This is a genomic window from Streptomyces sp. XY431 (assembly GCF_001279805.1).
GTDB classification, from domain to species: Bacteria; Actinomycetota; Actinomycetes; order Streptomycetales; family Streptomycetaceae; genus Kitasatospora; species Kitasatospora purpeofusca.
Genome location: NZ_LGDO01000084.1, coordinates 1 through 24,189, shown reverse-complemented (window position 1 = coordinate 24,189; position 24,189 = coordinate 1). Strand labels below are relative to the sequence as shown.

Here is a 24,189-nt window from a genome sequence, read left to right as displayed (position 1 = left end):
GCCGCCCCCGCCCGGGTGGCCCCCACCACAGCCCTCACCCTCGGTGCGGGGACCGTCGCCCTCTGCCCGCCGAGCCACCCCTGCCCGGCCGATGTCACCCGCAGGCAGGGTCGGGGGTGAGAGTGGCCGAGTAGGACGGGTTCCAGAGGCGGTCGGCCTCGCCGCGGGCGAGGTGGGCCTCGTATATCCGCACCTTGGCCCGCATCACGTCGAGCGTGCCCTGGAGTTCCCGGACCTGTGCCTCCACGTGGTCCTGGTGCCGGCGCAGCAGGTCGAGCCGTTCGTGTTCATTGCCCGGACCCTGGCGGGCCAGCTGGATGTACTGGCGGATGTCCGCCAGGGCCATGCCGGAGGAACGCAGCCTGGTGCAGATCGCCAGCCACTCCAGATCCTCCTCGTGGTAGACCCGGCGGCCGTTGGACAGGCGGCGCACCGGGTTGGCGAACAGGCCCTCCCGCTCGTAGAAGCGCAGCGCGTGCACGCTGAGCCCGCTGCGCTGCGCCACCTCACCGATGCTCAGGTCCACGTATCCCCCTCGTACCGCTGTTGATCTAGACCCGACTCTAGGACCTAGCGTCGGGGCATCGACCCGGAGGGGCATCAGCCCATCGGGTCACAGGCTCATCGGGTCGAAGGCTCATCGGGTCATCGGCCCGTCGGAACGGGGAGAAGAATGAGTATCTGGTTCGTCACCGGCGCATCGCGGGGGCTCGGCGCGGCGATCGTCCGCGAGGCGCTGGACCGGGGGTACGGCGTGATCGCCACCGCGAGGGACGCGTCGGCGGTGCTCGCGGCGTACCCGGACAGGCCGGACGGTCTGCTGGCGGTGGACGCGGACGTGACCGAGCCGGGGCAACTGGCGATCGCGGTGGAGGCGGGCCTGGCCCGGTTCGGCCGGATCGACGTCGTCGTCAACAACGCCGGTTACGGCCTCGTCGGCGCGATCGAGGAGACCTCGGACCGGGCCGCCCGGGACCTGTTCGACGTCAATGTGTTCGGTGTGCTCAACACCCTGCGGGCGACGCTGCCGACCCTGCGCGACCAGCGGTCCGGGCACGTCCTGAACATCGGCTCCGTCGGCGGCTTCGCCACCGCCCCGGCTACGGGCCTGTACGGCGCGTCGAAGTTCGCCCTCGAAGGCATCTCCGAGGCACTGCACGGCGAGCTCGCCCCGCTCGGGGTCCGGGTGACGATCGTCGAGCCGGGCGGCTTCCGCACCGACTTCCTGGGCGGCTCCAGCCTGCGGACCGAGCCGGCCTCGATCGCCGACTACGCCGAGGGCGCGGGACCGGTGCGCGAGGCGCTGGTCCGCTACGACGGCCACCAGCCGGGCGACCCGGCGAAGGCCGCCAGGGCCGTGGTCGACCTCACCGAGGTAGCCGAGCCGCCGCTGCGCCTCCAGTTGGGCGCGGACGCGGTCGAGCGCGTCCAGGCGAAGCTGGAGCTGGTGCGGCGCGAACTCGACCAGTGGCGGGAGGTGGCGCTCTCCACCTCCGCCTGACGGCCGCCGTCCGGGTGCCGGGTGCCGGGTGCCGCGCACCGCGCACCGTGGTCCGCTCCCGTCGCACCGGGCCCGGCACGGCGGGAGCGGACCGCGCGTACTGCTCCCGCGCGATCCGCTCCCGACTGCCCTTCACACCAACGGTGTTCGACCCCGGAACCTGCCGTGTGTCAGCGGCAGAGGGCCGCGTCGACCGCGTCGGTCAGCCGCTTGCCGGTGGGCGCGTCCGGGATCGTGGTGACGGTGATGTTCACGGCCCGGCCGTCCTCCGTGACGCCGCCCCGGGTCCGGTAGCCGGGGGAGGTGCCGCCGTGGCCCCAGACGAGGCCGCCGCAGGTCAGCGGCCTGCTCTGGATCCCCAGGCCGTAGCGGACCCCGTCGCCCAGGAGCTCGGCCGGGACGGTGGTGCGCATCTCGGCGAGCTGGGCGGCGGGCAGCAGCCGACCCGCCAGCAGCGCGCCGTAGAAGGTGTTGAGGTCGGTGTTGGTGGACACCACCGCCCCGGCGGCCCAGGCCATCGAGGCGTCCATCGCCGTGTAGTCGACCAGCGGCGCGTCCGGGGCGGTGCGCAGGTAGCCGTGCGGATGGGTCTCGCGGAGGGCGGTCTCCCCGGCGGCCGGCACATAGGTGTGGCGCAGGCCGATCCGGTCGATGACGCGCTTGGTGACCTCCTCGCCGAACGGGCGGCCGGTGACCTTCTGGATCAGCAGGCCGGCCACCAGGTAGTTGGTGTTGCTGTACTCCCAGCCGGTCCCGGCGGGGAACCGCGCCTTCTGGACCAGGGCCCCGTCGAGGAGTTCGCGCGGCTCGAACCAGCGGTACTGGATGGTGGTGAAGTCGGCCAGCGCGGGGGCGTCCATGTAGTCGGGCAGGCCGCTGGTGTGCTGGAGCAGCTGGCGGACCGTGATGTTCCGGCCGTCGAAGCCGTCGCCGCGCACCAGGCCCGGCAGGTAGGTGTCGACGGCCGTGTCGAGTCCGACCCTGCCCTCGGCGACCAGTTGCAGGACGACGACGGCGACGAAGGCCTTGGTGTTGCTGCCGGCCCGGATCTGCCCGTCCACCGGGACCCGGGCCCCGGTGGCCAGGTCGCCGACCCCGGCGGTGTAGGTGCGGCTGCGGCCGTCGCGGCCCTTGACGGTGGCGAGGGCGGCGGGCATCCCGTCCTCCTTCACCAGCGCGTCGAGGCGCTGCTGCACGGAGTCCGGCCGCGGGGCGGCGGCGGCCGGGGCCGGGGCGAGGGCGGTCAGGGCGAGCCCGGCGGTGGCCGTGGCCGCCATGGCGTACCGCACGAGGCGGATGTGGCGCGCCCTGCGCTGCGGGGCGTGTTCGTACATCGGGACTCCACTGCTGGGAAGCGAAGGGGGAAGGAGGAAAGGGAGCTGCCCGGGGATCAGCGGCAGAGCGCCTCGTCGACCGCCTTGTCCACGCGCTTCGCGGTGTCGCCGTCCGGAATCGTGGTCACGGTGAAGTTCACGGCGCGGCCGTCGTCGGTGGTGCCGCCGGAGGTCTCGTAACCCGGGATCGTCCCGCCGTGCCCCCAGGCGACGCCGCCGCAGGAGAGCGGACGGCTCACCAGGCCGAGTCCGTAGCCGGCCCCGGGGCTGATCGCGTCGGCGGGGACGGTGGTGCGCATCTGGGCGAGCTGGGCCGCGGGCAGCAGTCGGCCGCCGAGCAGCGCGCCGTAGAACCGGGTGACGTCCGTGTTGGTCGAGACGATCGCGCCGGCCGCCCAGCCCCAGGACGGGTCCAGCTCCGTGTAGTCGCGCAGCGACCCGTTCTCGGCGCGCTGGTAGCCCTTGGGGTGGGCCTCGTGGATCGTCATGTCCCCGGGGGCGGGGAAGTAGGTGTGGCGCAGGCCGATCCGGTCGATGACGCGCTTGGTGACCTCCTCGCCGAGCGGGCGGCCGGTGACCTTCTGGATGATCAGGCCCGCCAGCAGGTAGTTGGTGTTGTTGTACTCCCACTGGGAGCCGGGCTCGAAGTGGGCCTTCTGGGCCAGCGCGGCGTCGAGGAGTTCGCGCGGCTCGTAGTAGCGCTTCGGGTCCTTGAGGACGTTGTCGCGGTCCACGTACTCGGGCAGGCCGCTGGTGTGCTGGAGCAGCTGGCGGACCGTGATGTTCCGGCCGTCGATGCCCTCGCCGCGCACCAGTCCGGGCAGGTAGTCGTCCACCTTCGCGTCCAGGCCGACCTTGCCCTCGGCGACCAGCTGCAGGATCACGACGGCGGTGAACACCTTGCTGTTGCTGCCGATCCGCACCTGGCCGTCCATCGGCACCTTGGCCTTGGTGGCCGCGTTGCCGACGCCGGCCGTGTAGGTGCGGGTGCGGCCGTCGCGGCCCTTGACGGTGGCGAGGGCGGCGGGCACCTTGTCCTCCTTCACCAGCGCGTCCAGGCGCTGCTGCACGGCGTCCGGGCGCGGTGCGGCGGAGGCCGCGCCCGGGGCCAGGACGCCGGCCACCACGGCGGCGCCGACCACCGCGGTCACGGCCGCCGCCATCCTGCGCCGGCCGGTGCGGAGGCGGTTCGGAAGGGGGTGCTGCGGTGCGTGCTGGTTCATGGGAAAGCCCCTCTGGTCAGGGCGCCGGAGCTCTTCTCGGCGCCCTCCAAGAGGATCATTCGACGAACCGTCAATCCGTCCGCGCAGGGGACGAAACTGCACCGGGATCGTGCTCCGGGGCGGGGCCGGGCACGGGACCGTACTCCCGGGGCCTGCGGGGGCAACTCCTACGCCGGTGCCGCCTCGTGGAGCCGGGTGAGCAGGGCCATCAGCTGCTTGCGCTCGTCCGGGGCGAGCGGCGCCAGCAGTTCGGCGTTGGCGGCTTCGGCCAGCGCGCCGCAGCGGGCGAGGACGGCGCTGCCCTCCGGGGTGACGGTGACGGCGTTCTTGCGGCGGTCGGAGGGGTGGGGGCTGCGCAGGACGAGGCCCTCGGTCTGGAGGTGGTTGAGGATGCCGACCATGTCCTTGGGGTCGACGGACAGCCGGCGGCCCAGGTCGGCCTGGGTGACGGGCCCGTACTCGGCCGTCGCGGCCAGGACCGCGTGCTGCATGAGCTTCAGCCCCTCCGCGGCGATGGCGTCGGCGACCATGCCCCGGCCGCGCGCCGCGACCCGGCCGACGAGCCAGGTGGGCAGGGACTGGATGTGCTGGAGCGCGGAGGCGGGGTCCGGCGCCGAGGCGGGGTCCGAGGCCGGGGTCGGGTCCGAGGCCGGGTCAGGGGTCAGGTCCGAGGTCATGGGTTCAGCCTATCCAAAACCGTTGGACATCCCAATGATATTCGCCCTATCGTTGGGATATCCAATGAGTTCGGACGAAGGAGGTCCTGTGCTGCGCATTCGCCATGAGGTCAACGGCGGACCGGAGGTGCTGTTCGCCGAGGAGGTCGACCGGCCCGAGCCGGGCGCGGGGGAGCTCCTGGTCCGGGTGGAGGCGGTCGGGGTGACCCTGCCCACCGTGCGCAAGCTGCGGGAGAGCGGCGAGCCGGTCCTGCTCGGCGGTGAGGTCGCGGGGGAGATCGTCGCGCTGGGGGCGGGAGTCGCCGGCTTCGGGGTCGGAGACCGCGTCACCGGGCTGTGCTTCGCCGACGCCTACGCCGAGTTCGCCGTCCTGAACGGCGCCATGGCGTCCCGGATCCCGGACGGCGCGACCGCCGTGGAGGCGGTCGCGCTGGTCCGCAGCGGGCTGGTCGCGCGCGGCGCCTACGAGGCCGCACGTCCGGAGCCCGGTGAATCGGTCCTGGTCACGGCGGCGGCCAGTGCCGTGGGCACGCTCGCCCTCCAGTACGCCAAGGCCGGTGGAGCGTCCCGCGTCGTCGCCGCCGTCAGCAGCGCCGACAAGGCCGACTTCGTCCGCGGACTGGGCGCCGACGAGGTCGTGCTCTACGGGGACACCGACTGGGGCGGCCCGTACGACGTGATTCTCGACGGCGTCGGCGGCGAGCTGCTCGGCCCCGCCGTCCGGGCCCTGGCGACAGGCGGCCGGCTGGTGGCCTTCAGCTCCGGCGGCGGCTCCGTGGAGGCGTACGAACTCCTGCTCCGCGGCGCCTCGTTGATCGGCTTCCAGATGCGGGCCGTCGCCGTCGGCAGGCCCGAGCTCTACCACCGCTGGCTGCGCGAGCTCTGGCAACTGCGAGACGCGGGCACCCTGCGCACCACCGTGCACGAGGAGATCCCGCTCCGCGACGCCGCCCGGGCCCACGCCGTCATCGAGCAGCGGCGCAACCTCGGCAAGGTCGTCCTCGTCCCGTAGGGCCCATGGGCCCGTCCGGTCGATCGAGCGACTCGCCAGGGAAAATGCGGTGGCGGCAGGGGCGTTCGCGGGCGATCATGGCCCGCATGAATGATCAACCCGAGCGGTGGACCCAGGCGACCGTCTATCCCGACATGTGGCTGAACCCCGACGACGACCCCCGTGACAACGAAGGGCCTTCACCGGACGGGGAGTTGCCGACCCTGCGGGAGGCGATCACCAACTACCGGCTCACCCTGCGGCTCAAGTGCGAGGGCCTGGACGCCGAGCAGCTCGCCCGCCGCTCGGTGCCGCCGTCGACGATGTCGCTGCTCGGCCTGGTCCGCCACCTCGCCGAGGTGGAGCGGGACTGGCACAACTGGATCACCGACGGCGAGCGGCTGCCCAAGCTCTACGGGGCACGGGACGCGGACTTCGACGGAGCCGTGGCCGAACAGGCCGTGGTGGACGCCGCGTTCGCCGATCTGGAGCGCGAACAGGCGGCCCTGGATGCGACGTTGGCCGTCCACTACGCGGACCTCGGTGCGCGCGTGGGCCGGGAGGGGCTGGCGATCCGCGAGGTCATGCTGCACATGGTGGACGAGTACGCCCGCCACTGCGGCCACGCCGATCTCCTGCGTGAGTGCGTGGACGGCCGGGTCGGTCAGTAGCCGCTCCGGCGCGGGCGCGGGCCGCACGGGGCGGCGGTCGTCGGCCGGTCGATGACCTCCCGGGCGGACTGGGTCGACGCCCGGAGGTGGGGTGGTGCGGGGCGGGGACGGTCGGGCGCGGTGTCGCGCTTCCGACGCGGTGTTCCCGGGGTCAGCGACCGGCCGGACGATCGACTGTCCGGCCGGTTCGCTGTGTGCGGCGACAAGCCGCGGTGGTGCTCAAGCGCCGAGGCGGGACAGGAGCAGGCGTGCCCGCCGGGTCTTGGTCTCGGCGCGGTTCTTGAGGTACAGCGCGTGGGCGAGGCGGTGCTGCTCGGCCTCGCGCATCCGCTCGTTGATGATGGCGCGCGCGGTTTCGAGGTGGTAGGTCATGACGGTTGTTCCCCCTGCCGGTGGGTGGCCCGCCGATGGCTTTGGCATCAGCCCCAGGGCCCCCCTTGCACCTATGATTCTACACCAGTTTTCGAGACCTGCTCTCCATTTCCCAGTCGAGTTGGGCTGTTGTCCTGGTGTTTGAAGGTCTGTCGGTTGGTGAGCATTAGGTGTGCCGGGTGTGACCACTCGCCGTCCAGCGGCGGACGGGCGGGTGTCGCGCGCGCAGCCCCCGCCCGTCCGCCTGTCCCTCCGCCTCTCTGTCCCTCCGCCCCAGGTCAGGCGGCCTCGACGGGCAGACCGGCCTCGACCCAGTCCTGGATGCCCTCGCGGTACTTGCGGACGTCGGTGTAGCCGAGCGCGGTGAGCCGGTCGGCGACCTGGCCGCTGTTCGGGCAGGCCGGGTTGGAGCAGTAGGTGACGATCGCGGCGTCACGGTCGGGGAGCACGGTCGCCGCCCGGGCGTCGATCTCGGCTGCGACCAGCGCCACCGCACCGGGAAGGTGCTGCTGGGCGTAGTAGTCGCCGCCGAGCGTGTCGACGACGGTCACGGCGCCGGCCTCGATCGCTGCTGCCAGGTCGTCGCGGGTGATGAGAGCGGTCATGCCGCCACCTCCAAGAGAATCGGACTACAGTCCTGTTATGGCTCACGACAGTACCGGACCGCAGTCCGCTTATGCAACGCCCCTGGAACTGCTGCGCACGCCGCCGCCCAAGGAACGCGCCGACGCGGCCCGCAACCGGATCGCGGTGCTGAACGCGGCCGCCAGACTGTTCGCCGAACACGGCGTCGAGGCGGTCTCCATGGACCAGGTCGCCGCCGCCGCCGGCGTCGGCAAGGGCACCCTGTTCCGCCGGTTCGGCGACAAATCGGGGCTGGCCGCCGCCCTCCTGGACACCCGCGAACGCGTACTCCAGGAGGCCGTCCTGCACGGGCCGCCCCCACTCGGCCCCGGCGCACCGCCCGCCGAGCGCCTGGCCGCCTTCCTCAACGCCTACCTCGACTACCTGCTGGAACACCTGGCCCTGGTCCGCATGTCCGAGACCGCCACCCCCGGAGCCCGCTACCGCATCGGCGCCTACCGCTTCTGGCACCGCCACGTCGCGATCCTGCTCACCCCCACCCCCGACCCCGACCCCACCGCCCACACCCTCCTCGCCGCCGTGGCCGCCGACCACGTCGCGGCCCTCCTGCCCGAGCTGGGTGAACACCGCATCCGCGCCAGCCTGCTCCGCCTCGCGGAGCGCTCCATGTGACGGCCCGCCCCGGACGCCACTGGCTCGCACCGCCCGCACCAGCGGCACCGGGCGTGCTCCCGGTGCCGCTGCACTGTCACAGGACGGTCCCCGCTCGGTGAACGGAACCCGATCGCCGTTCCCAACTGCGGTTCGCAGCAGCATTCTTGGGCTGGCGACCGGACGTCACGACCCGTCCGGGCGAAGGCGGGGACGCCGGACCCGGCCCATTGGACGGGGCCCTCCAGGCGCGAGCGTAGGGGGACAGGTGGGAGCGGTCACGGTCATCGGCGCCGCCGCGGTGCAGAACGAATCCCGGCCCGCGTGGATGGGGGCGGTGATCCGGGGCGGGCAGCACGTCGCAGACGCGCTCGGCATCCCCGCCCATCTGACCATCATGGACCCGGACACCGCCTTCGGTGTGATCGCCATGCCGGTCCTGCTGGCGCTCGTCCTCCTGGGTGTCCAGGCCGGGGCCATCGCACGCGCCGTCACCTCCCGGGAGTTCTGGGACGACACCGGCCGCCTGCTCGGCGTGGCGCAGTTGCTGCTGCTGGTGCTGGCCTACGCGTTCGGGGCGGGAGGGCGGTCCCGCTCGTTCGGCGCCGCCGTCGGGGACATCCTCTCCGGGCAACTGCCGGACCTGCTGCCGATGGCCGTCGCGACCCAGTGGTTGCTGCTCTCCGTGCTCTGGCTGGTGGTGGGCGCGTCGGCCGGAGTCCGCCGCTCGGATCTGACCGCCCCGTTCGACGCCGTCCGCGGCATGGCCCTGATCGCGGTCTTCGTGGTGGCGTTCACCGCCGCCTGGATGGCACCGCCCAGCGGCGCGGGACCCGCCGGCCGACTGCCCGCGGTGGTCGCGGTCGGCGCCGTCCTCCTCCTGTTCGGCTACCTCGGCGCCGTCAGCCGCGGGCACGAGCAGCGGCCGCACATCGCGCGTCGGCGCCGCGAGGCGCTGGAACACAGCTTCCGCAGGCCCGGCGACCCACCGGGGCGCGGTCCGGAGAACCGGCCCGAGGAGGCGTTGATCGCCGCACTGCTCGCCCGGGGGCAGGACCGGCCCGTGCGGCCGACGGACAGTATCTGGCGACCCGCCCCGGCCCTGGTCCTGCGGCTGTGCCTGCTCTGGGCCGCGCTGCTCGGGGTGCCCGCCGCAGCCGTCACCTGGATCTTCAGCAACGGACACTTCCCCCCGCCCGACCTCCCGGGCGTCCTGCGCGTCGAACTGGCCGTCCTGTCCGTCATGGTGCTGATGATGGTGTTCTCGTTCCGGCGCAACCTCGACGGCCGGATCCGGGTGTCCCCGGCCGTCCCGCGACTGATCGACCTCAGCCTGCTGCTCTCGGTCGGCTGGCTGGGCCTGTCCGGTGCCTTGAGCTCCCCGGTGACCCTCGGGCCGCTGCCCGCATGGGTGGTGGCGCTGGGGCCGCCCCTGGTGATCGCCGCGCTGGTGCTCGTCCTCGGCGTCCTCCCGCACCGGCGGCAGACCCCGCGGCTGCCCCTCGCCCTGGCTGTCGCCGTCGCCGCCGGACCACTCGTCCTGCCCCTGCGGTCGGCCCTCGAACACCTGCTGGGCGGGATCGTGCACGCGCTCGGGTAGGCCGGCCCGACGCCGGTGGACAATCACCTTCATGGATCAGGGACTTGCAGCGCTCTTGGGCGCGGTGGTGGGTGTTCTCGGCACTGCCTCCGCGTCGGCGATCTCCAGCGGGGCGGCACGACGCCAGCTGGAGGGGCAGGCCAAGGTCGAGCACCTCCAGTGGCGCAGGCCCGGTGGTACGCGCACTGATAGGCGACGCCCCGGATCTGTCGGAGGCCGACCGTCGTTTCCAAGCTGCGCAGGAGCACTCGGTTCTGCTGCAGGCCGCGTGGGCCACCCTTGCCGTCGAGGCCCCCGAGCCGGTGGAACAGGCTTACCACGGCGTCCACTTGGGACTCCACTCGATGCAGAGCACCCTTCTGGCCCGGCGCGACTCCTCGGGCGCCCGGGACCGCAAGGTCAAGTACGTGGAGTGCCACGCCGCCGAGGTGACTATGCTCTCCGAGCACCTCGGAACCTCTACATCGGCAGCACGGTCGGCGTTGGTCGACGCGAACCCCGGCGGCCCGTCGCGAAGGGGATGGGGAGGGGGTAACCGCTGCGCGGTCAGGATCGATGGTGGGATCGCCCTCGCATGCGCGGGGAGCAGCGTCCGCACGTCCACCCCGGAGCGCTCCAGTCGGGACCAACCCCGCATGCGCGGGGAGCAGCCAGTTTTCCGCGCGCATCATGTGGTGTGGAGGGGACCAACCCCGCATGCGCGGGGGGCAGGTGGAGCCGGAGAGGGTTCCGGGCTCGATGGCGGGACCAACCCCGCATGCGCGGGGAGCAGATCCGGTCGAGCGCGGCCTGCACGGTAAGGCCGGGACCAACCCCGCATGCGCGGGGAGCAGCGTCCTGGCCTCCGACGAACCGGCCTGACATCGGGACCAACCCCGCATGCGCGGGGAGCAGAGAGGACGGCCCGGAGGCGGCGGTCGGGGTGGCGGGACCAACCCCGCATGCGCGGGGAGCAGCTGCGCCGGTACGTCGAGGCCATCGGCGGCACCGGACCAACCCCGCATGCGCGGGGAGCAGGGAGGCAGCGGTGGCCTGCGCGGGGAGCAGCGGTCGGTGTAGCCGTCGGTGTCGAACTCCCAGGGACCAACCCCGCATGCGCGGGGAGCAGTCGGACTCCCCGGTGGACCAGAACTTCTGCCGGGGACCAACCCCGCATGCGCGGGGAGCAGAAGATCGTGGGCATGTCGGCACGGGAGAGGGAGGGACCAACCCCGCATGCGCGGGGAGCAGGACCTCGGTGACCCGGGCCTTGGCCTCGCGCAGGGACCAACCCCGCATGCGCGGGGAGCAGTGTGAACAACCTCCTGATCACCCCGGCGCCACCGGGACCAACCCCGCATGCGCGGGGAGCAGGCCACTCCACGTTCGCCGAGGGACAGCTCGGCGGGACCAACCCCGCATGCGCGGGGAGCAGCTGGCTGCCGCCGCCACGCCACCGAAGGAGGTGGGACCAACCCCGCATGCGCGGGGAGCAGGCCACCCGAGGTGGTTGATCCCGTCTCGAATCGGGACCAACCCCGCATGCGCGGGGAGCAGTACACCCGGCTGATCACCCAGGCCGACGCCGCGGGACCAACCCCGCATGCGCGGGGAGCAGGACCTGGCGTTGGCTGCCCAGTCGCGTTTGATGGGACCAACCCCGCATGCGCGGGGAGCAGAGTTCATGAGCTGGGGGTCTATCCAGCGGTGGGGCGGGATTTTGCAACTTCCAGAGATTCGGGCATTTCGGTCACCTTCGCCAGCAGGGCGCTCACCAGGGTCACCCTATCCATCCCAGCCGAACCCGCCTCCACTCACCGTGCGGAGTGCACCGATGGGCGGTGCCTGGCCCGAGGCACGACAGCGCGGTGGAGCGCTGGTTCGCCGTCCGGGGTGATGTCGCCGTCGGCGCCGTCCAGGAGCCCATAGCGCTGATCGGGTGAAACCAGTCCCACAATTCGAGCGCACGGTGGAGCCGGTAGCCGTCGAGGGCTCCGTGCCATCGGTAGGGAGCGGACCGCAGCCCTCGAAGAGTGTGTCGCGTTCGGGCTTGCCGCAGCCGAGGGAGTAGTCGGCCTCGGCCACGTCGATCAACGGGTCCGCAGCGACCGCGTTCTCCGCCCTTCTGCCGCTGCGCCTCGTCGAGCCACCGCCCCGTGCTCAGCCAGGGTTCGACCGGCGCCGCCGTCAAAGCAGGCCCAGTGACCCCGACTCGAGTCAGGGAGCGTCCTGAATTCGGATCATGGTGTGGGTCTCAGCCTGTCGAGACGGATGACGGTGGCGGCCATGAGGGAACGTCAAGCCGACTTGACGGCGCCCACCGGCGACGGCGCGGCGACCGGCGGCGGGTCGGGGAGTCGGCGGCGGGTGCGGATCGGGGAGAGGTAGACCGGGAGGAAGGCGGTCGCGAGGAGGGCGCCGCCGAGCCAGAGGGTGGGGTGGAGTCCGGCCAGTTCGCCGAGCAGTCCGGCCAGGGCGGCGCCGATGGCCAGCGCACCGGTGAGCAGGAAGCGGAAGGTGGCGTTCATCCGGCCGAGCAGCGCGTCGGGGGTCATCCGCTGGCGCAGGCTGACGCCGAGCACGTTGTCCATGCCCGTCTTGAAGAGCAGTAGCAGCCAGCCGAAGCCCGCCACGTACAGCCGGGCGCCGTCGCCGATCAGCGGCACCAGCAGTCCGGCGGGCGCCACGCAGAGGCCGGCCAGGCCGAGCGTACGGCCGAAGCCGACCCGGGCGGCGAACGGCCGGGCGCAGCGGGAGCCGCACAGGAGCCCCAGGCCGCCGACCGCCCAGAACAGGCCCAACGCACCGGCGGGGAGGTGCAGTTCACGGACGAACAGCACCGGCAGCAGGGTGTTGACGATCTGGAACCCGAGGTTGGTGAGGGCCGCGGTGAGCGCGAGGGCGCGGAGCTCGGCATTGCCGAGGACGTGCCGCAGCCCCTCCCCGATCTGCGCGCCGAGACCGGGAGCACCGGTGCCGGCGGTGCCGGCCCCGGCGGCGGCCGGCGAGGCCGGCGAAGGCGCGGGGGTGTCGCGCAGGGCGATCAGGCGCAGCGCGGAGGCGAGGTGGCTCACGGCCGTCACGGCGACGGCGGCCGGCGCGGTGAGCAGCTGGACCAGGGCGCCGCCCGCACTGCGCCCGGCGATGTTGCCGACGGCCATCAGGCCGACCATGGCGGAGTTCGCCTGCACCAGATGCTCCCGACCGACGAGTTGGGGCAGCACGCTCTGCGAGGCGACGTCGTAGAAGACGGTGGCGCAGCCGCTCAGCAGCGCGACGGCGTACAGCTGCCAGAGGGTGAGCCCGCCCAGCCACCAGGCGAGCGGGACGGAGATGTACAGGGCGGCCTTCGCCAGGTCTGCGACGACGAGGACGCGCCGGTGGCGCATCCGGTCCACCCAGGCGCCGGCGGGCAGGCCGATGACCAGGAACGCCAGGGTGGCGAGGGTGGCGAGGGCCCCGACCTGCCCGGCGCTCGCGTCGAGGGCGGCGACGGCGATCAGGGGCAGCGCGACGTAGCCGATGTTGGTGCCGAGCTGGGTGAGCGCGGTGGCGGTGAACAGAGTGCGGAAGTCGCGTATCCGCCAGGGTGATTCGGAGCTCATCGGTCCGTTCGTTCGGTCGGTGGGGCGAAGGGTGGGCGGGCCGACGGAGCAGGCACGGCAGGCGTGGCCGACCGTTGCCGAGGGCGCTGCGGTCGGGTCAGGAGGACCCCGGCCAGCACCATGATCATTCCCGCGACGGCCCGAAGACTCAATGCCTCGTCGAGGACGAGCGCGCCGAGCCCGGTGGAGACGACCGGCAGCAGATAGCCGACGGTGGCGGCACCGGTGGCGCCCTCGGTGGCGATGAGCCGGTAGTTGAGGTGGAAGGTGAGCCCGGTGGAGACCACCCCGAGGACGGTGACCGCCGCGAGCGCCCGGACGTTGAGCCCGTCCGTGCTGCCGGCAGCGGCCGGCAGCGCCAGCGCGCCGAGACCGGCCGCGACGGTCAGCTGGGCGGCGGAGAGGGCGAGGGGGGCGGTGCCGGTGTCGGCGAGCACACGGCCCATGTAGGTGAAGGCCACCGCGTAACTGGCGGCCGCGCCCAGCAGCGCGAGCGCTCCCCAGCCGAAGCCGCCGCTCTCCGGCGACGACCCTCCCCCCTGCCACGGCGAGAAGATCACCAGCACACCCGCGAAGCCGAGCAGCAGACCGCCGAGGCGCCGCGGGCGCCACCCGCGCTCCGTCCCGAGCGCGAAGCCGATCAGCAGCGACCAGAGCGGAGTCGTCGCGTTGAGCACCCCGGCCGGGCCCGAGCCGACGGTCCGCACGCCCAGGGCGGCCAGGAAGAACGGCAGCGCGTTGCAGAAGAAGGCCGCCACGGCGAGCCGGCGCCAGATCGCGCCGCCACGCGGCAGGCGCTGACGTGCGGCCCGGGCGAGGAGGAGCAGCACGGCGGCCCCGAGAGCGGAGCGCGCCACGGTGATCTGCAGCGGGGTCAGCCCGTTCTGCAGCGCGAGCTTCGTCCACAGGAAGCCCGAACCCCAGAGCAGGGCGAGGACGGCCATCCGCAGCACGCGGCACCTGCCTTTCGTTCGTCGGCCCCCACCGGGGAGTGCCGGTACGAACGCTGCCCTGCGGGACGCAACAGGACAAGTGAAATGTTCTGCAGCACGTTTAAGCTGGACTACATGCTCGATGTGCGACGTCTGCAAGTGCTCCGCGCGGTGGTCACCGGCGGCTCCGTGACCGCGGCCGCCACCGCTCTCGGCTACACCCCGTCCGCCGTCAGCCAGCAGGTGGCGGCGCTGGAGAAACAGACCGGGACGGCGCTGCTCGAACGCGCCGGGCGCGGTGTGCGGCCGACCGCCGCCGGGCGGCTGCTCGCCGAACACGCCGCCGTCATCGAACAGCAGGTGGCCGAGGCCGGGACGGCGCTCGCCGATCTGCTGGCCGGGCGCAGCGGCTCCCTGGCGGTCCGCTACTTCGCCACGGCGGGAGCCGCCCTGGTGGCACCCGCGATCGCGGCCTTCCGCGGCGAGTTCCCGGGTGTGCGGCTCGACCTCGGGCTGACCGACCCCGAGGACCCGTTGCAGGACGTACTCCAGGGCCGGGCCGACCTGGCGGTGGTGGTCCGGCCCCACGGGCGCGAGCACCCCGGGCTGCGCCTCGTCAACCTGCTCGACGACCCGTACCGCGCCGTCCTGCCGAAGGGCCACCGGCTCGGCGCCAAGAGGGTCCTCGACCTGGCCGATCTGGCCGACGAACCCTGGGTCGCCAGCGGGCGGTCCGGTCCCTGCCACGACACCGTCCTGGACGCCTGCGCCGAGGCCGGCTTCCGCCCCGGCTTCGCGGTGGAAAGCGAGGACCACCCGACCGCACAGGGCTTCGTCGCGGCCGGGCTCGGTGTGGCACTGGTCCCCCTGCTGGGCCTGGCCCATCGCCACCCCGGCGTGACCGTACGGAAGGTGCGCACGCCGGAACCGGTCCGCGCGATCCACGCCGCCGTCCGGGAGGGCGCCTGGGGCCGACCCGCCCTCGAACGCCTGATCACCGCCCTGCGGGAGACGGCGCGAGCCACGCAGGTTGTGCGAGCGGCGCGAGCCTGAGAACTCGGGCTGCCCGACACCGAAGGGGCTCGCCGCCTTCGAAGCAGGTCTCCACCTGCGCGGCCGGCCGCTCCCACCGGCAGCGGCCCGAGCGTCCGGGTCCAGTGACGTTTCCGCTCACAGCTCCAGGTCGGCGCGGACGAGCCGGAACGCGGCCACCGGGTCCGCGGCGCGGGTGACCGACCGGCCCACGACAACATGTGACGCACCAGCGGCAACGGCAGCACCGGGAGTGTCGGACCGGGCGTGCTCACCCGCAGACCCACCGGGAAGCGCGACTCCCGGCGTGACGATCAGGGCGTTGCTCCCCAGCACGCCACGCAGCGCCCCGGCCTCCTGCGGCGATGCGATCACGCCATGGCAGCCGGCGCCTTCCGCCAGCCGGGCCAGCCGCAGCACCTGCTCCTCGGTCGAGGCCGAGGTCGAGGTCGAGCCGGTGACGCCGATGTCGGCGAGATCGGAGCTGGTCATGCTGGTGACGACGGTCAGAGCCAGCACACGAAGACGCGGAAAGTCCCGGGCCGCGGCGACCGCGGCGGACATGATCCCGGTGCCGCCCATACTGTGCACGGTCACCATGGAGACACCCAGAGCACCGGCGGCGCGGACGGCACCGGCCACGGAGTTCGGGATCTCGAAGAGCTTCAGGTCCAGGAAGACCTCCTTGCCCTTGGCCACCAGATCCTCGATCAGCCCCGGCCCGGCCGCCGTGAGCAGCTCCAACCCGACCTTGTAGAAACGACACTCCTCACCGAGCCGGTCGACGACTTCGTCGGCCGCTCGACGGTTGTCAAAATCCAAAGCAACGATGATCCGATCAGTTGGCTCCACGGCGTCATTCTCACCCACGCGCCCTCGGCGACGTCGGCGGCCCGCGTCCCGCCCGACCGCCCCCACCAGCGAACCTGCCCGTCGAACCCGGTGCTATGGGGTCACAGCACTGGCCCGGTCAGGAACGCAGCCATCTTCTGGGCCCGACAGACGCGGGGAGCAGGCGAACCGTTCCTGGGGTTTCGCTGCGGTTGCGGGGCCAACCCCGCACGCGCGGGGAGCAGCAGCCAGAGTGCCCCCGGGCCGTCGCGGGCGCCCGGTGGAGTGGGAAGTCGGAGAGCCCGACTTCCCACTCCACCGCAGTCGTTGTCAGCCGGACGGCTTCGCGAACGCCGGCCGCACGAGTACGGCGAGCAGCGCCAGCACCGCCGCCGCGAAGAGCGTGAACAGGTACTCCCCGGACAGCAGTCCGAAACCGAGCAGCATGACCTGCACCGCCCCCGCCCCCACCAAGGCGGAGGAACCACGGGACGCCGTGCGCGGCGACTGCATCGCCCACAAGCTCCGAGCCGCCCAACCGCTGACCCCGACCATGACCATCCCCGCGAACAGGAACCCGTACGGCGCGTAAGCCGGAGTGGGCGCCGTCTCGTCCTCGAAAGCGATACCACCCGCGAACAGCGGCATGGCGATGCAGAAGAAGAGAACGATCGCGATCGTCTCGAACAGAATCAGGGCCATCACCGCCAGCAGAGCAGCAGTGGAGGAGCGAGTCATCCTGCCTTCCAAGTGTTGCGGCTGTGTCCACTGTTGGGCCGACGCACCAATTCTGTCACTCAGTGCGACAGTGAGTACAAGCCGGGACCGCCCGGTCTGATACCCGAGCGCACGAAACTCGCTGCTTCGTGGCATCCACTGTCGACTCGGGCCCTCCGGACAGGTCGACAGTCCTGCCTACCGGAGGGACCCGCTTCAGCTCTTCCCTGACGGCAGCGTCCAGTCCGCTCTGCGGATCGAGCAGTCGCGGCCCCGCTTCGACTTCGCCAATGGAATTGCACGGGTGGCGTCGTGCCAGGCATCGAGCCTCGCCACGGCGGCCGACTCCGCCGCATTACGTCGTCGAGCCCTTCGAGCGTCAGGAGTTCTTCGACGCGTTGGCGGAGGTTTCGACCGCCGATGCGGCCGGACATCCGGGCGACATTCACCGGTCCGTGCAGGCCTCGAAAGGAGATCCCCGGAGGGCTTGAGCCTCCACCCCGGTCCCGAGCCGTCCGCGATTCGGAGCATGGGCGTTGAGCTGCTAATCTTCCTGACGTCGCGAGGGAGCTGATCCCTCGCCAGGCGTCAGCGGTGCTACCAGAGCACGTCCTACTTTCAGTAGGAAGAGTCCGTGCAACCCGGGCCTGGCGCTCCACCGTCGGACGGGGCCCGGCGCCACACAGGCGCCGGGCCCCGTCCGCATTCCCCACCCGGAAACGGGTGGTCCGGGCCCTTGGCTGCTCACGGTTCGCCGGGGCCCGAAGACGGCCGGGCCGAGGCAGGCCGGGCCATGGGTGGGCCTCGGCAAGGGCTGCCGTCTTGGCCGCCGACCCGACCTCGGCGATCAGATTGCCGACTCGCTCGCAGCCTGTGTGCTCCCGGCATATGTGAACCTCCTCGTCTGCCTGTGCGGGGAGTAGGCGTCGACTGCGAAGGCGCGGCCCTTGCAGCCGGAACCAACCCCGCCCGTGCGGGGAGCAGACCCCGCCACGGGCGAGTGGGAACCCTGCGACGGGACCAACCCCGCATGCGCGGGGAGCAGCCAACATCTGTTGCACCGTGCCGAGTTGGCGCTGGGACCAACCCCGCATGCGCGGGGAGCAGGGACTCGGACGTATGCCTGCTCCAAGGGGTCCGGGACCAACCCCGCATGCGCGGGGAGCAGGCCGTCCGACTCCGACTCGGAATCTCCGTCGAGGGACCAACCCCGCATGCGCGGGGAGCAGATCTCCGTCGAGTTCGCCGCCGTCGTCGTCGTGGGACCAACCCCGCATGCGCGGGGAGCAGCGGCACGACGCCGCGATCAGCGCGCTGGGGGAGGGACCAACCCCGCATGCGCGGGGAGCAGGACTTGCGGCCCCGGCCGGTCTTCGAGGTGGCGGGACCAACCCCGCGAGGTGGCGGGACCAACCCCGCATGCGCGGGGAGCAGGTCCAACCCGCAACTGCCAGCTACCGGGGGACGGGACCAACCCCGCATGCGCGGGGAGCAGGCCGGGGCTCCTTCGGATTCGGGCAGTACGGGGGGACCAACCCCGCATGCGCGGGGAGCAGGCGGGCTGGGGGAGCAGGGCGGTGCTCACCGCGGGACCAACCCCGCATGCGCGGGGAGCAGTGGGTGGCGCAGGACGAGAAGTCGGGAACGGTGGGACCAACCCCGCATGCGCGGGGAGCAGTCCTTCGCGCCTCCCCAGACCGGGCCGAGGACGGGACCAACCCCGCATGCGCGGGGAGCAGTCCGGGTCGGCCTTCGGGGAGGTGTCGAGGAGGGGACCAACCCCGCATGCGCGGGGAGCAGGCTTCGTCGCGGATCATGAGCGCGCTCTCCGGGGGACCAACCCCGCATGCGCGGGGAGCAGAAGAAGCTCACCCACGGGCAGCGCGACGTCCTGGGACCAACCCCGCATGCGCGGGGAGCAGAGTCGATGAGCTGCGGGTCTATCCGGCGAGGGGGCGGGATTCTGCAACTTCCAGGGATTCAGGCATTTCGGTCACCCTTGCAGGCAGGCTGCGTACCCGGCCAACCTTATCCAACCCGAGCAGCCCGAGTCCTCCGGCTGATCCCCGCGCTCGCGCACGTGCCTGGTCTCGCAGCTTCGCCGTCGGGTCCGATGGAGGCGGTTGCCTCGACCGCAGTGCGGCTTGCGCGGGGAAGCCGTGGTCGCAAGGGCGCTGCCGCAGGGCCACAGCGCGTCAGTTGTCCCGCGGCGGTTACGCGGGAGCGCGCAACCGACTGAAACGGGAGGGCGTTACGGTTCAGGGCAGGAAAGTGGCGCTGCCGGTGTGGGTCCACTGCGAGTCGATCTCGGGACGCAAGGAAGCACCGGAGGCGCCGGCTTCTCCGGCGCGGCGAGTCCACCGGACCGCCGGAACCTCCTCGACCGAATCGATACGTTCACCATCGTGTACACGAGGGATGCCCGCCCCTCAACACCGCCTGAAGCAAGGCCCATTGGCGGAACCGCCGGTGGCGGACCGGACGTTACCCGGACATGCTGAGCATGGTGAGTCTCGCAGGAAGCCTGCTGTTTCCCGCCGCCCTGGTCGTGGCGTTCTTCCTCCTGGCCGCCGCGCGGCAGCTTGTGCTGCGAACCCAACGGCCCGCATGGGTGCTTCAGCGTCTGCAGCGGCGCGATGACCGCGGCGAACGCGGGGTCGGAGCCACCGCGACCGAGGAGCTTCATGCGCTCCTCTACGCCGGCAAGCGAGTTCAACTGGAGCAGCGCCGGATCGAGTTGGTCCTTCGCGATGACGAGAACGACGGCGCACCTCCCAGGACCGGAATCGACCTCGATGCCGGTACCGCGACCGTCCTCCGTTCCCCGACCGGCGGCCCGAGCCGCAGGAAGTAGCCCAACCACCCCCCAGCAGGACTGTGGCGCGGTAGCGCTAGCCGCCCACCTGCGCCCAGGTATCCGGTGGCCGCGCACCCGGTGCCGGCCGCAACTCACCGATCACATCGTCCAGTCCGAGCCGCCGAACGCCGGCCGCCGCCAGGACCACGGAGTCCAGCGTCCCGCCGCGCGTCCTGGTCCTGCCCAGTCGCGGCGCGTCGCACCGGTGCCCACCGTCGCCCCCCGGCAGGCTGGTCGGCGTGCCTCCGCACGGCGCGTCGCGAACGTCCTCGCGGGCAGGGCGCGGCAACCAGGCCCAGCCCGTCCGGGGTCGCCGTCGGCAGGTCCTTGGGCGAGTGGACGACCAGATCGACCTCGCCCACCAGCAGTGCGGCCTCCCGATCGGTGGAGAACGCAGAACCGCCCGAGGGCCCGGACACCACGGCTGGTGGTGTCCGGGCCGGCGACGGTGGGGCAGATGCCTCCCCGCGGCTGCCCCACCTGGCGGGGCAAGGGCTCCTCCTCGATAGCCTCGCCCGTATGACGACGATTGACGACCTGCTTGCTCTGGTACCCCCGCCGACGAACCCCATCGACGCGAGCGGTGACTGGGCGCAGGTCGAGAACGCCCTCAGCCTCGAACTTCCCTCCGATTTCAAGTCCCTCATCGGTTCCTACGGCTTGGGCCAGTTCGTCGACTTCATCACCCCTCTCACACCGTTCGGCAGCCGGAACCGCCTGCTCCAGTCCGCGCAGCAGCTGCTGGAGACCGAACGTCCGTTCCGGGAGGCGAACCCGGACGAGTGCCCCTACCCCTACTTTCCGGAGGCCGGTGGCCTGCTGGAATGGGCTGGAACCGACAACGGTGACCGGCTCTGCTGGGTGACCGGCGGCCACCCGGACACCTGGACCGTCGTCGTATGGAACCCGCGCGGGTGCTACTACGACGCCCACGAGACCGGCGCGGCCGGCTTCCTCCACGGCTGGCTGAGCGGACGGCTCAACACCACCGTCTTCGCTGCGAACGAGCACGTCACGGCACCGTGGTTCGAACCGTTCCGCGAGCTCAAGCACGTCTACATCAAGCTCACCGACGGCCGGCGGACCTACCCCGAGCGCCTTCGGGTCCTGCGGGAGGCCCTCTCCCCGACGGCCGACCGAGGTGGCTACGGGGACGAGGACGGCCGCCAGGACCACTTCGACGCCACCGAACTCGGTTGGAGACTCACCTACGAGACGGCTTACGGCCACCGGATCCGCATCGCCTTCCCACCCGCCGACGAAGATCAGGTGCGATCGACCCTCCTCGCCGCCATCCACAGCATGGGCTGTGACGTGCTGTCCACGACGACACACCGAGGCGAGCCTGTCTGGGGCTGACCTCGGCCGAGCCGCCCGGCCCCCCGCCCGGCTCGGGGCTATGAGCCGACGCCGTGGTTCGGAGGCGCACCCGCGCTGTTCTGCCAGCAGTGAACTCCGGCCCGACCGGGCTCGACGGTCACTACAGTCCCGTCCCATGACGACGGTTACTGCACGCACGGTCGAGTATCCGGCCGACGGCCTGACAATGATCGGGCACCTCGCACTCCCGGCCGGTGTCGGCCGCCGGCCCGCAGTGCTGATCGGGCCGGAGGGCCTGGGGCTCAGCGACGCCGAACGCCAACGGGCCGACGCTCTCGCCGAACTGGGATACGTGGCGCTGGCCTTCGACCTCCACGGCGGGCGCTACTTGGGCGAGCCCGAGGACATGCTGGCCCGCTGCCTGCCGCTGCTCGCCGACCCCGACCGGATGCGGGGCATCGGCCACGCGGCACTCGACGTACTGCGCGCCGAACCGCGGACCGACCCCGACCGGATCGCCGCCGTCGGCTACGGCACCGGGGGCGCAATCGCGCTGGAACTCGGGCGCGACGGCGTCGACCTGCGCGCGATCGGGACGGTCAACGGACTGACCACGGGCCGACCGGGCGAGGCGGCGCGCATCCACTGCCCGGTGTGGGCCGGGGTCGGATCGGAAGACCCGATCATGCCGCCCGCGCAACGGGAAGCGTTCACCGCCGAGATGCAGGCCGCCGGCGTCGACTGGCGCCTCACGGTCTACGGCGGCGCCCTGCACGCCTTCCACCACCCTCCGGTCGACCACACCGTGCTCCCCGGCGTCGGCCACCACCCACGGCACGCGCAACGAGCCTGGCGCGACGTCCTCGACCTGCTCGCCGAGTGCCTCCCCGTACCGGAGTGAACCGGTCAGCACCCGCGAACCGGGCTGGTCGCCCGCCACCGGTTCCGCCAGTTGCCGCCGCCATGCCGCCTCCTGTCGGCGGGCAGCAGACGAACCGGCAACGACCAGCGACGGCAAGCCGAGGTCCGCATCCGAGCCGCCATGGACCTCCTCCGTACAACTGATGTGAGAGAGCGCCATGGAACTGCAGTTCGTCGGAATGGGCCCGAGATGCAAGACGGGGATCCGCCGACCGAGTGGGTGGATGAGGAGAAGCGGGTCGCGTGTTCTTCGACTCCGTCTTCCATAGGGGTGCTGGGACGCCACGAAAGCCCCTGGTATCGGGCGGACGCCCGGGCGGACCAGGTCCACCCCGCACCGCCCGACCAGGTGGTGCGCCACCGCTGCCAGGGTTGAGGCACGGCGGCCCCGAGTCGATGCTCGGGGCCGCCTGGACGTCCGGGACCAACCCCGCATGCGCGGGGAGCAGCCAGCGGGTGTAGGCGCTGTAGAGCTGGGCCTGGGACCAACCCCGCATGCGCGGGGAGCAGAACCCCATCGGGGACATTCGCTCGATCATCGCGGGACCAACCCCGCATGCGCGGGGAGCAGCCTGCTGATGGACCGGTACATCGCCGAGCACGGGGACCAACCCCGCATGCGCGGGGAGCAGTCGAAGTGCTCGGGGCTGGGCAGGGAGTCGCCGGGACCAACCCCGCATGCGCGGGGAGCAGGTCGTCCGCGTCGGAGTCCAGGCCCAGGGCGGGGGACCAACCCCGCATGCGCGGGGAGCAGTCCTGTGGGGGGAGGCCGCCCACCACGTTCGGGGGACCAACCCCGCATGCGCGGGGAGCAGGACCTGGAGGAAGTCCGCCGCGCGTACGGATGGGGACCAACCCCGCATGCGCGGGGAGCAGTCCACCACCAGCAGCACGGCGCCCGCCTTCGGGGGACCAACCCCGCATGCGCGGGGAGCAGGCCCAGCGGCTGCCGGGGCCGACGTAGACGGCGGGACCAACCCCGCATGCGCGGGGAGCAGAGTTGGTGAGCTGCGGGTCTATCTGGCGGCGGGGCGGAGTTTTGCAACTTCCAGGGAATCGGGCATTTCGGCTACCTCTGCCAGCAGGCTGTGCACCGGGGTCACCCTATCCCTTCCTGCCCTCCGCTCGCCGTCCCGCGTGCACGGGTGGGTTGCGCCTGGTCCGGGTCACGACGGCGTGTCGGAGCGCTGGCCCGCGAGGCGGGCGATGTCGTCGGCGATGCTGCCCAGGGGAACCACGGTGCCGATAGATCGGAACCAGTCCCACAATTCGAGGGCATGGTAGAGCCGGTAGAGGTCGAGGCGTTCGGCGGCGTCGGCAGGGAGCGGTCCGTAGCCCTCGAAGAGGGTATGGCGTTCGGGTTCGCCGCGGCCGAGGGAGTAGTAGTCGGTCTTGGCGAGGTCGATCAGGGGGTCTGCGGCGATTGCGTTCTCGACGTCGATGATGCCGGTCACGTGGGCCACGTCCCCCGGGCCGACGAGGACGTTGCCCTCGTGGAGGTCGTTGTGGCAGAGGACGGCGGCCCGGCAGTTGTCGAACAGGGCGCCGTCGCGCTCGATCCGTCGTGCGACCGTGTCGTGGAGTCGGTCGTCGCCGCCGAGGGTCTTGAACTCCGCGAGCTTCTTGGCGAACTGGTGCCGCATGTAGGTCCCGTTGTCGGGGCGGGGATCGAGGAGGTGGTCGGTCATGTACCCGTACGCTTCCTGGCCGACCTGGTGGATCGTGGCGAGAGCGGCGCCCATCTCCCGGTAGAACGACGGGATTTGTGAAGCATCCAGATCCTTCGACGCCTCCGACAGGGGCCGTCCCTCCAGCAGGCTCAGGACCGTGACGGCCCGGCCGTCGGGTGCTCCGTCCGGCATGTGGTGGAGCACTCGCGGCACCGGGAGGGAGTCGAGGCCGGCGAGGATCCGGTAGACGCGGACCTCCTTCACCTGCTTCCACGCCCACTCGGGTGCGTACACCTTGAGGATCGCGGAGTGGGCGGGATCGGCACAGCGCAGCTCGTACACCGTGCTCAACTGGCCGCCCGTACGCGGCAGCACCTCGATCACCTCGGCGTCGGGGAACACCTCCCGCAGAAGCGGTTCGGTCCACGCGGTCCCTGGAGGCAACTGGTCCGGCTGCGGCACGAGTCGACCATAGGCATCGAGGTGCACTGCGGCAATCGAATTGCCCGGCAGCACAACCACCTATGAAAAGACCGAAGTTGACGTCCTGTTGGAGGACGTCGAACGGGACGGTCGGCAGCGGATCGGAGTGATCCGCTGCCGGCAGATCCCAGGTGCTAGTCGGCGGGGGTGCCGCGGAGGAGGAAGGGGAGGTGGGCGCCGCGGGTGAGGGCGTCGAGGGCGTGGGTGGTGCGGCGGTGGTGGTCGGGGTGCATGGCG

21 protein-coding genes and 3 CRISPR repeat arrays are annotated in these 24,189 nt (G+C 72.0%); of the genes, 9 read left to right on the top strand and 12 right to left on the bottom strand.

The window, feature by feature from the left end:
- Positions 1 to 94: 94 nt before the first annotated feature.
- Positions 95 to 526 carry a MerR family transcriptional regulator gene (locus ADK60_RS11880; protein ID WP_053645489.1) on the bottom strand — a complete coding sequence of 144 codons (432 nt, stop codon included), beginning with the start codon at positions 524 to 526 and terminating at the stop codon, positions 95 to 97.
- 147 nt (positions 527 to 673) lie between these two features.
- On the opposite strand from ADK60_RS11880, the gene ADK60_RS11875 reads away from it, so the two are divergent.
- The gene (locus ADK60_RS11875) at positions 674 to 1,501 is read left to right on the top strand and encodes an oxidoreductase (RefSeq protein WP_053645487.1); all 828 of its coding nucleotides are present in this window, start codon (positions 674 to 676) and stop codon (positions 1,499 to 1,501) included.
- A gap of 170 nt (positions 1,502 to 1,671) precedes the next feature.
- Here the strand turns inward: ADK60_RS11875 and ADK60_RS11870 are convergent, their stop codons facing one another.
- From ADK60_RS11870 to ADK60_RS11860, 3 genes are all read right to left on the bottom strand, one after another.
- On the bottom strand, positions 1,672 to 2,835 hold the full coding sequence (locus tag ADK60_RS11870; protein ID WP_053645485.1) for a serine hydrolase domain-containing protein: 1,164 nt from the start codon (positions 2,833 to 2,835) through the stop codon (positions 1,672 to 1,674).
- 56 nt (positions 2,836 to 2,891) lie between these two features.
- The gene (locus tag ADK60_RS11865; protein ID WP_053645503.1) at positions 2,892 to 3,998 is read right to left on the bottom strand and encodes a serine hydrolase domain-containing protein; all 1,107 of its coding nucleotides are present in this window, start codon (positions 3,996 to 3,998) and stop codon (positions 2,892 to 2,894) included.
- A gap of 227 nt (positions 3,999 to 4,225) precedes the next feature.
- A complete protein-coding gene (locus ADK60_RS11860; protein WP_079008274.1) occupies positions 4,226 to 4,735 on the bottom strand; it encodes a MarR family winged helix-turn-helix transcriptional regulator in 510 nt (169 codons plus the stop codon).
- An 88-nt stretch (positions 4,736 to 4,823) separates the two neighbouring features.
- Between ADK60_RS11860 and ADK60_RS11855 the strand changes: the two genes are divergently transcribed.
- Both ADK60_RS11855 and ADK60_RS11850 read left to right on the top strand, forming a co-directional pair.
- A complete protein-coding gene (locus ADK60_RS11855) occupies positions 4,824 to 5,747 on the top strand; it encodes a quinone oxidoreductase family protein (protein ID WP_053645484.1) in 924 nt (307 codons plus the stop codon).
- Between the two features lie 77 nt (positions 5,748 to 5,824).
- Entirely contained in the window at positions 5,825 to 6,397 is a 573-nt protein-coding gene (locus tag ADK60_RS11850) for a DinB family protein (protein WP_053645482.1), read from the top strand.
- A 219-nt stretch (positions 6,398 to 6,616) separates the two neighbouring features.
- Here ADK60_RS11850 and ADK60_RS44715 read toward each other — a convergent pair whose 3' ends face one another.
- Both ADK60_RS44715 and ADK60_RS11845 read right to left on the bottom strand, forming a co-directional pair.
- Complete coding sequence (locus ADK60_RS44715; RefSeq protein ID WP_157855454.1) at positions 6,617 to 6,769, bottom strand: hypothetical protein; 153 nt, start codon at positions 6,767 to 6,769, stop codon at positions 6,617 to 6,619.
- Positions 6,770 to 7,047: 278 nt separating this feature from the next.
- Positions 7,048 to 7,374 (bottom strand): rhodanese-like domain-containing protein, encoded by a 327-nt coding sequence (locus ADK60_RS11845; protein WP_053645480.1) that lies wholly within the window; start codon positions 7,372 to 7,374, stop codon positions 7,048 to 7,050.
- A 37-nt stretch (positions 7,375 to 7,411) separates the two neighbouring features.
- On the opposite strand from ADK60_RS11845, the gene ADK60_RS11840 reads away from it, so the two are divergent.
- Positions 7,412 to 8,026: a TetR/AcrR family transcriptional regulator gene (locus ADK60_RS11840; protein ID WP_199839652.1), complete on the top strand. Its 615-nt coding sequence runs from the start codon at positions 7,412 to 7,414 to the stop codon at positions 8,024 to 8,026.
- 247 nt (positions 8,027 to 8,273) lie between these two features.
- Positions 8,274 to 9,605 carry a hypothetical protein gene (locus ADK60_RS11835; RefSeq protein WP_053645478.1) on the top strand — a complete coding sequence of 444 codons (1,332 nt, stop codon included), beginning with the start codon at positions 8,274 to 8,276 and terminating at the stop codon, positions 9,603 to 9,605.
- A gap of 560 nt (positions 9,606 to 10,165) precedes the next feature.
- A CRISPR array of direct repeats spans positions 10,166 to 11,263; the repeat unit is 29 nt; unit sequence GGGACCAACCCCGCATGCGCGGGGAGCAG.
- Positions 11,264 to 11,881: 618 nt separating this feature from the next.
- Here ADK60_RS11835 and ADK60_RS11830 read toward each other — a convergent pair.
- Together ADK60_RS11830 and ADK60_RS11825 are read right to left on the bottom strand one after the other, a co-directional pair.
- Positions 11,882 to 13,189, bottom strand: a complete 1,308-nt coding sequence (locus ADK60_RS11830; RefSeq protein WP_053645476.1) for an MFS transporter — start codon at positions 13,187 to 13,189, stop codon at positions 11,882 to 11,884.
- The gene (locus tag ADK60_RS11825; protein ID WP_053645496.1) at positions 13,186 to 14,133 is read right to left on the bottom strand and encodes a DMT family transporter; all 948 of its coding nucleotides are present in this window, start codon (positions 14,131 to 14,133) and stop codon (positions 13,186 to 13,188) included. The genes ADK60_RS11830 and ADK60_RS11825 overlap by 4 nt, the downstream gene beginning before the upstream one ends.
- Before the next feature lie 123 nt (positions 14,134 to 14,256).
- Between ADK60_RS11825 and ADK60_RS11820 the strand changes: the two genes are divergently transcribed.
- Positions 14,257 to 15,174 carry a LysR family transcriptional regulator gene (locus tag ADK60_RS11820; protein WP_053645495.1) on the top strand — a complete coding sequence of 306 codons (918 nt, stop codon included), beginning with the start codon at positions 14,257 to 14,259 and terminating at the stop codon, positions 15,172 to 15,174.
- Between the two features lie 117 nt (positions 15,175 to 15,291).
- Here ADK60_RS11820 and pyrF read toward each other — a convergent pair whose 3' ends face one another.
- A complete protein-coding gene (gene pyrF, locus ADK60_RS11815) occupies positions 15,292 to 16,005 on the bottom strand; it encodes an orotidine-5'-phosphate decarboxylase (protein WP_053645493.1) in 714 nt (237 codons plus the stop codon).
- A gap of 309 nt (positions 16,006 to 16,314) precedes the next feature.
- Complete coding sequence (locus tag ADK60_RS11810) at positions 16,315 to 16,686, bottom strand: hypothetical protein (protein WP_159400399.1); 372 nt, start codon at positions 16,684 to 16,686, stop codon at positions 16,315 to 16,317.
- 970 nt (positions 16,687 to 17,656) lie between these two features.
- Positions 17,657 to 18,623: direct repeats of the CRISPR family, unit length 29 nt; unit sequence GGGACCAACCCCGCATGCGCGGGGAGCAG.
- Positions 18,624 to 19,195: 572 nt separating this feature from the next.
- On the opposite strand from ADK60_RS11810, the gene ADK60_RS11805 reads away from it, so the two are divergent.
- The gene (locus tag ADK60_RS11805) at positions 19,196 to 19,555 is read left to right on the top strand and encodes a DUF6191 domain-containing protein (RefSeq protein WP_053645471.1); all 360 of its coding nucleotides are present in this window, start codon (positions 19,196 to 19,198) and stop codon (positions 19,553 to 19,555) included.
- 95 nt (positions 19,556 to 19,650) lie between these two features.
- Here the strand turns inward: ADK60_RS11805 and ADK60_RS41740 are convergent, their stop codons facing one another.
- Entirely contained in the window at positions 19,651 to 20,130 is a 480-nt protein-coding gene (locus ADK60_RS41740; protein WP_199839651.1) for a hypothetical protein, read from the bottom strand.
- Between ADK60_RS41740 and ADK60_RS11800 the strand changes: the two genes are divergently transcribed.
- Together ADK60_RS11800 and ADK60_RS11795 are read left to right on the top strand one after the other, a co-directional pair.
- Complete coding sequence (locus tag ADK60_RS11800) at positions 20,078 to 20,917, top strand: SMI1/KNR4 family protein (protein ID WP_053645469.1); 840 nt, start codon at positions 20,078 to 20,080, stop codon at positions 20,915 to 20,917. The genes ADK60_RS41740 and ADK60_RS11800 overlap by 53 nt on opposite strands.
- Positions 20,918 to 21,053: 136 nt before the next feature.
- The gene (locus tag ADK60_RS11795) at positions 21,054 to 21,779 is read left to right on the top strand and encodes a dienelactone hydrolase family protein (protein WP_053645468.1); all 726 of its coding nucleotides are present in this window, start codon (positions 21,054 to 21,056) and stop codon (positions 21,777 to 21,779) included.
- Between the two features lie 440 nt (positions 21,780 to 22,219).
- Positions 22,220 to 22,797: direct repeats of the CRISPR family, unit length 29 nt; unit sequence GGGACCAACCCCGCATGCGCGGGGAGCAG.
- A 168-nt stretch (positions 22,798 to 22,965) separates the two neighbouring features.
- On the opposite strand, the gene ADK60_RS11790 is transcribed toward ADK60_RS11795, so the two are convergent.
- Positions 22,966 to 23,931, bottom strand: a complete 966-nt coding sequence (locus tag ADK60_RS11790; RefSeq protein ID WP_199839650.1) for a phosphotransferase family protein — start codon at positions 23,929 to 23,931, stop codon at positions 22,966 to 22,968.
- Positions 23,932 to 24,189: the final 258 nt, after the last annotated feature.

Bases quoted from the DNA above. Each gene is read 5' to 3' on its own strand.
- ADK60_RS11860 (WP_079008274.1), bottom strand. From the start codon at position 4,735: ATGACCTCGGACCTGACCCCTGACCCGGCCTCGGACCCGACCCCGGCC.
- ADK60_RS11795 (WP_053645468.1), top strand. From the start codon at position 21,054: ATGACGACGGTTACTGCACGCACGGTCGAGTATCCGGCCGACGGCCTG.
- ADK60_RS11825 (WP_053645496.1), bottom strand. From the start codon at position 14,133: ATGGCCGTCCTCGCCCTGCTCTGGGGTTCGGGCTTCCTGTGGACGAAG.
- ADK60_RS11865 (WP_053645503.1), bottom strand. From the start codon at position 3,998: ATGGCGGCGGCCGTGACCGCGGTGGTCGGCGCCGCCGTGGTGGCCGGC.
- ADK60_RS11845 (WP_053645480.1), bottom strand. From the start codon at position 7,374: ATGACCGCTCTCATCACCCGCGACGACCTGGCAGCAGCGATCGAGGCC.
- ADK60_RS11830 (WP_053645476.1), bottom strand. From the start codon at position 13,189: ATGAGCTCCGAATCACCCTGGCGGATACGCGACTTCCGCACTCTGTTC.
- ADK60_RS11850 (WP_053645482.1), top strand. From the start codon at position 5,825: ATGGCCCGCATGAATGATCAACCCGAGCGGTGGACCCAGGCGACCGTC.
- ADK60_RS11810 (WP_159400399.1), bottom strand. From the start codon at position 16,686: ATGGCCCTGATTCTGTTCGAGACGATCGCGATCGTTCTCTTCTTCTGC.
- ADK60_RS44715 (WP_157855454.1), bottom strand. From the start codon at position 6,769: ATGACCTACCACCTCGAAACCGCGCGCGCCATCATCAACGAGCGGATG.
- ADK60_RS11800 (WP_053645469.1), top strand. From the start codon at position 20,078: ATGACGACGATTGACGACCTGCTTGCTCTGGTACCCCCGCCGACGAAC.
- ADK60_RS11840 (WP_199839652.1), top strand. From the start codon at position 7,412: ATGGCTCACGACAGTACCGGACCGCAGTCCGCTTATGCAACGCCCCTG.
- ADK60_RS11870 (WP_053645485.1), bottom strand. From the start codon at position 2,835: ATGTACGAACACGCCCCGCAGCGCAGGGCGCGCCACATCCGCCTCGTG.
- ADK60_RS41740 (WP_199839651.1), bottom strand. From the start codon at position 20,130: ATGGGGTTCGTCGGCGGGGGTACCAGAGCAAGCAGGTCGTCAATCGTC.
- ADK60_RS11875 (WP_053645487.1), top strand. From the start codon at position 674: ATGAGTATCTGGTTCGTCACCGGCGCATCGCGGGGGCTCGGCGCGGCG.
- ADK60_RS11820 (WP_053645495.1), top strand. From the start codon at position 14,257: ATGCTCGATGTGCGACGTCTGCAAGTGCTCCGCGCGGTGGTCACCGGC.
- ADK60_RS11805 (WP_053645471.1), top strand. From the start codon at position 19,196: ATGCTGAGCATGGTGAGTCTCGCAGGAAGCCTGCTGTTTCCCGCCGCC.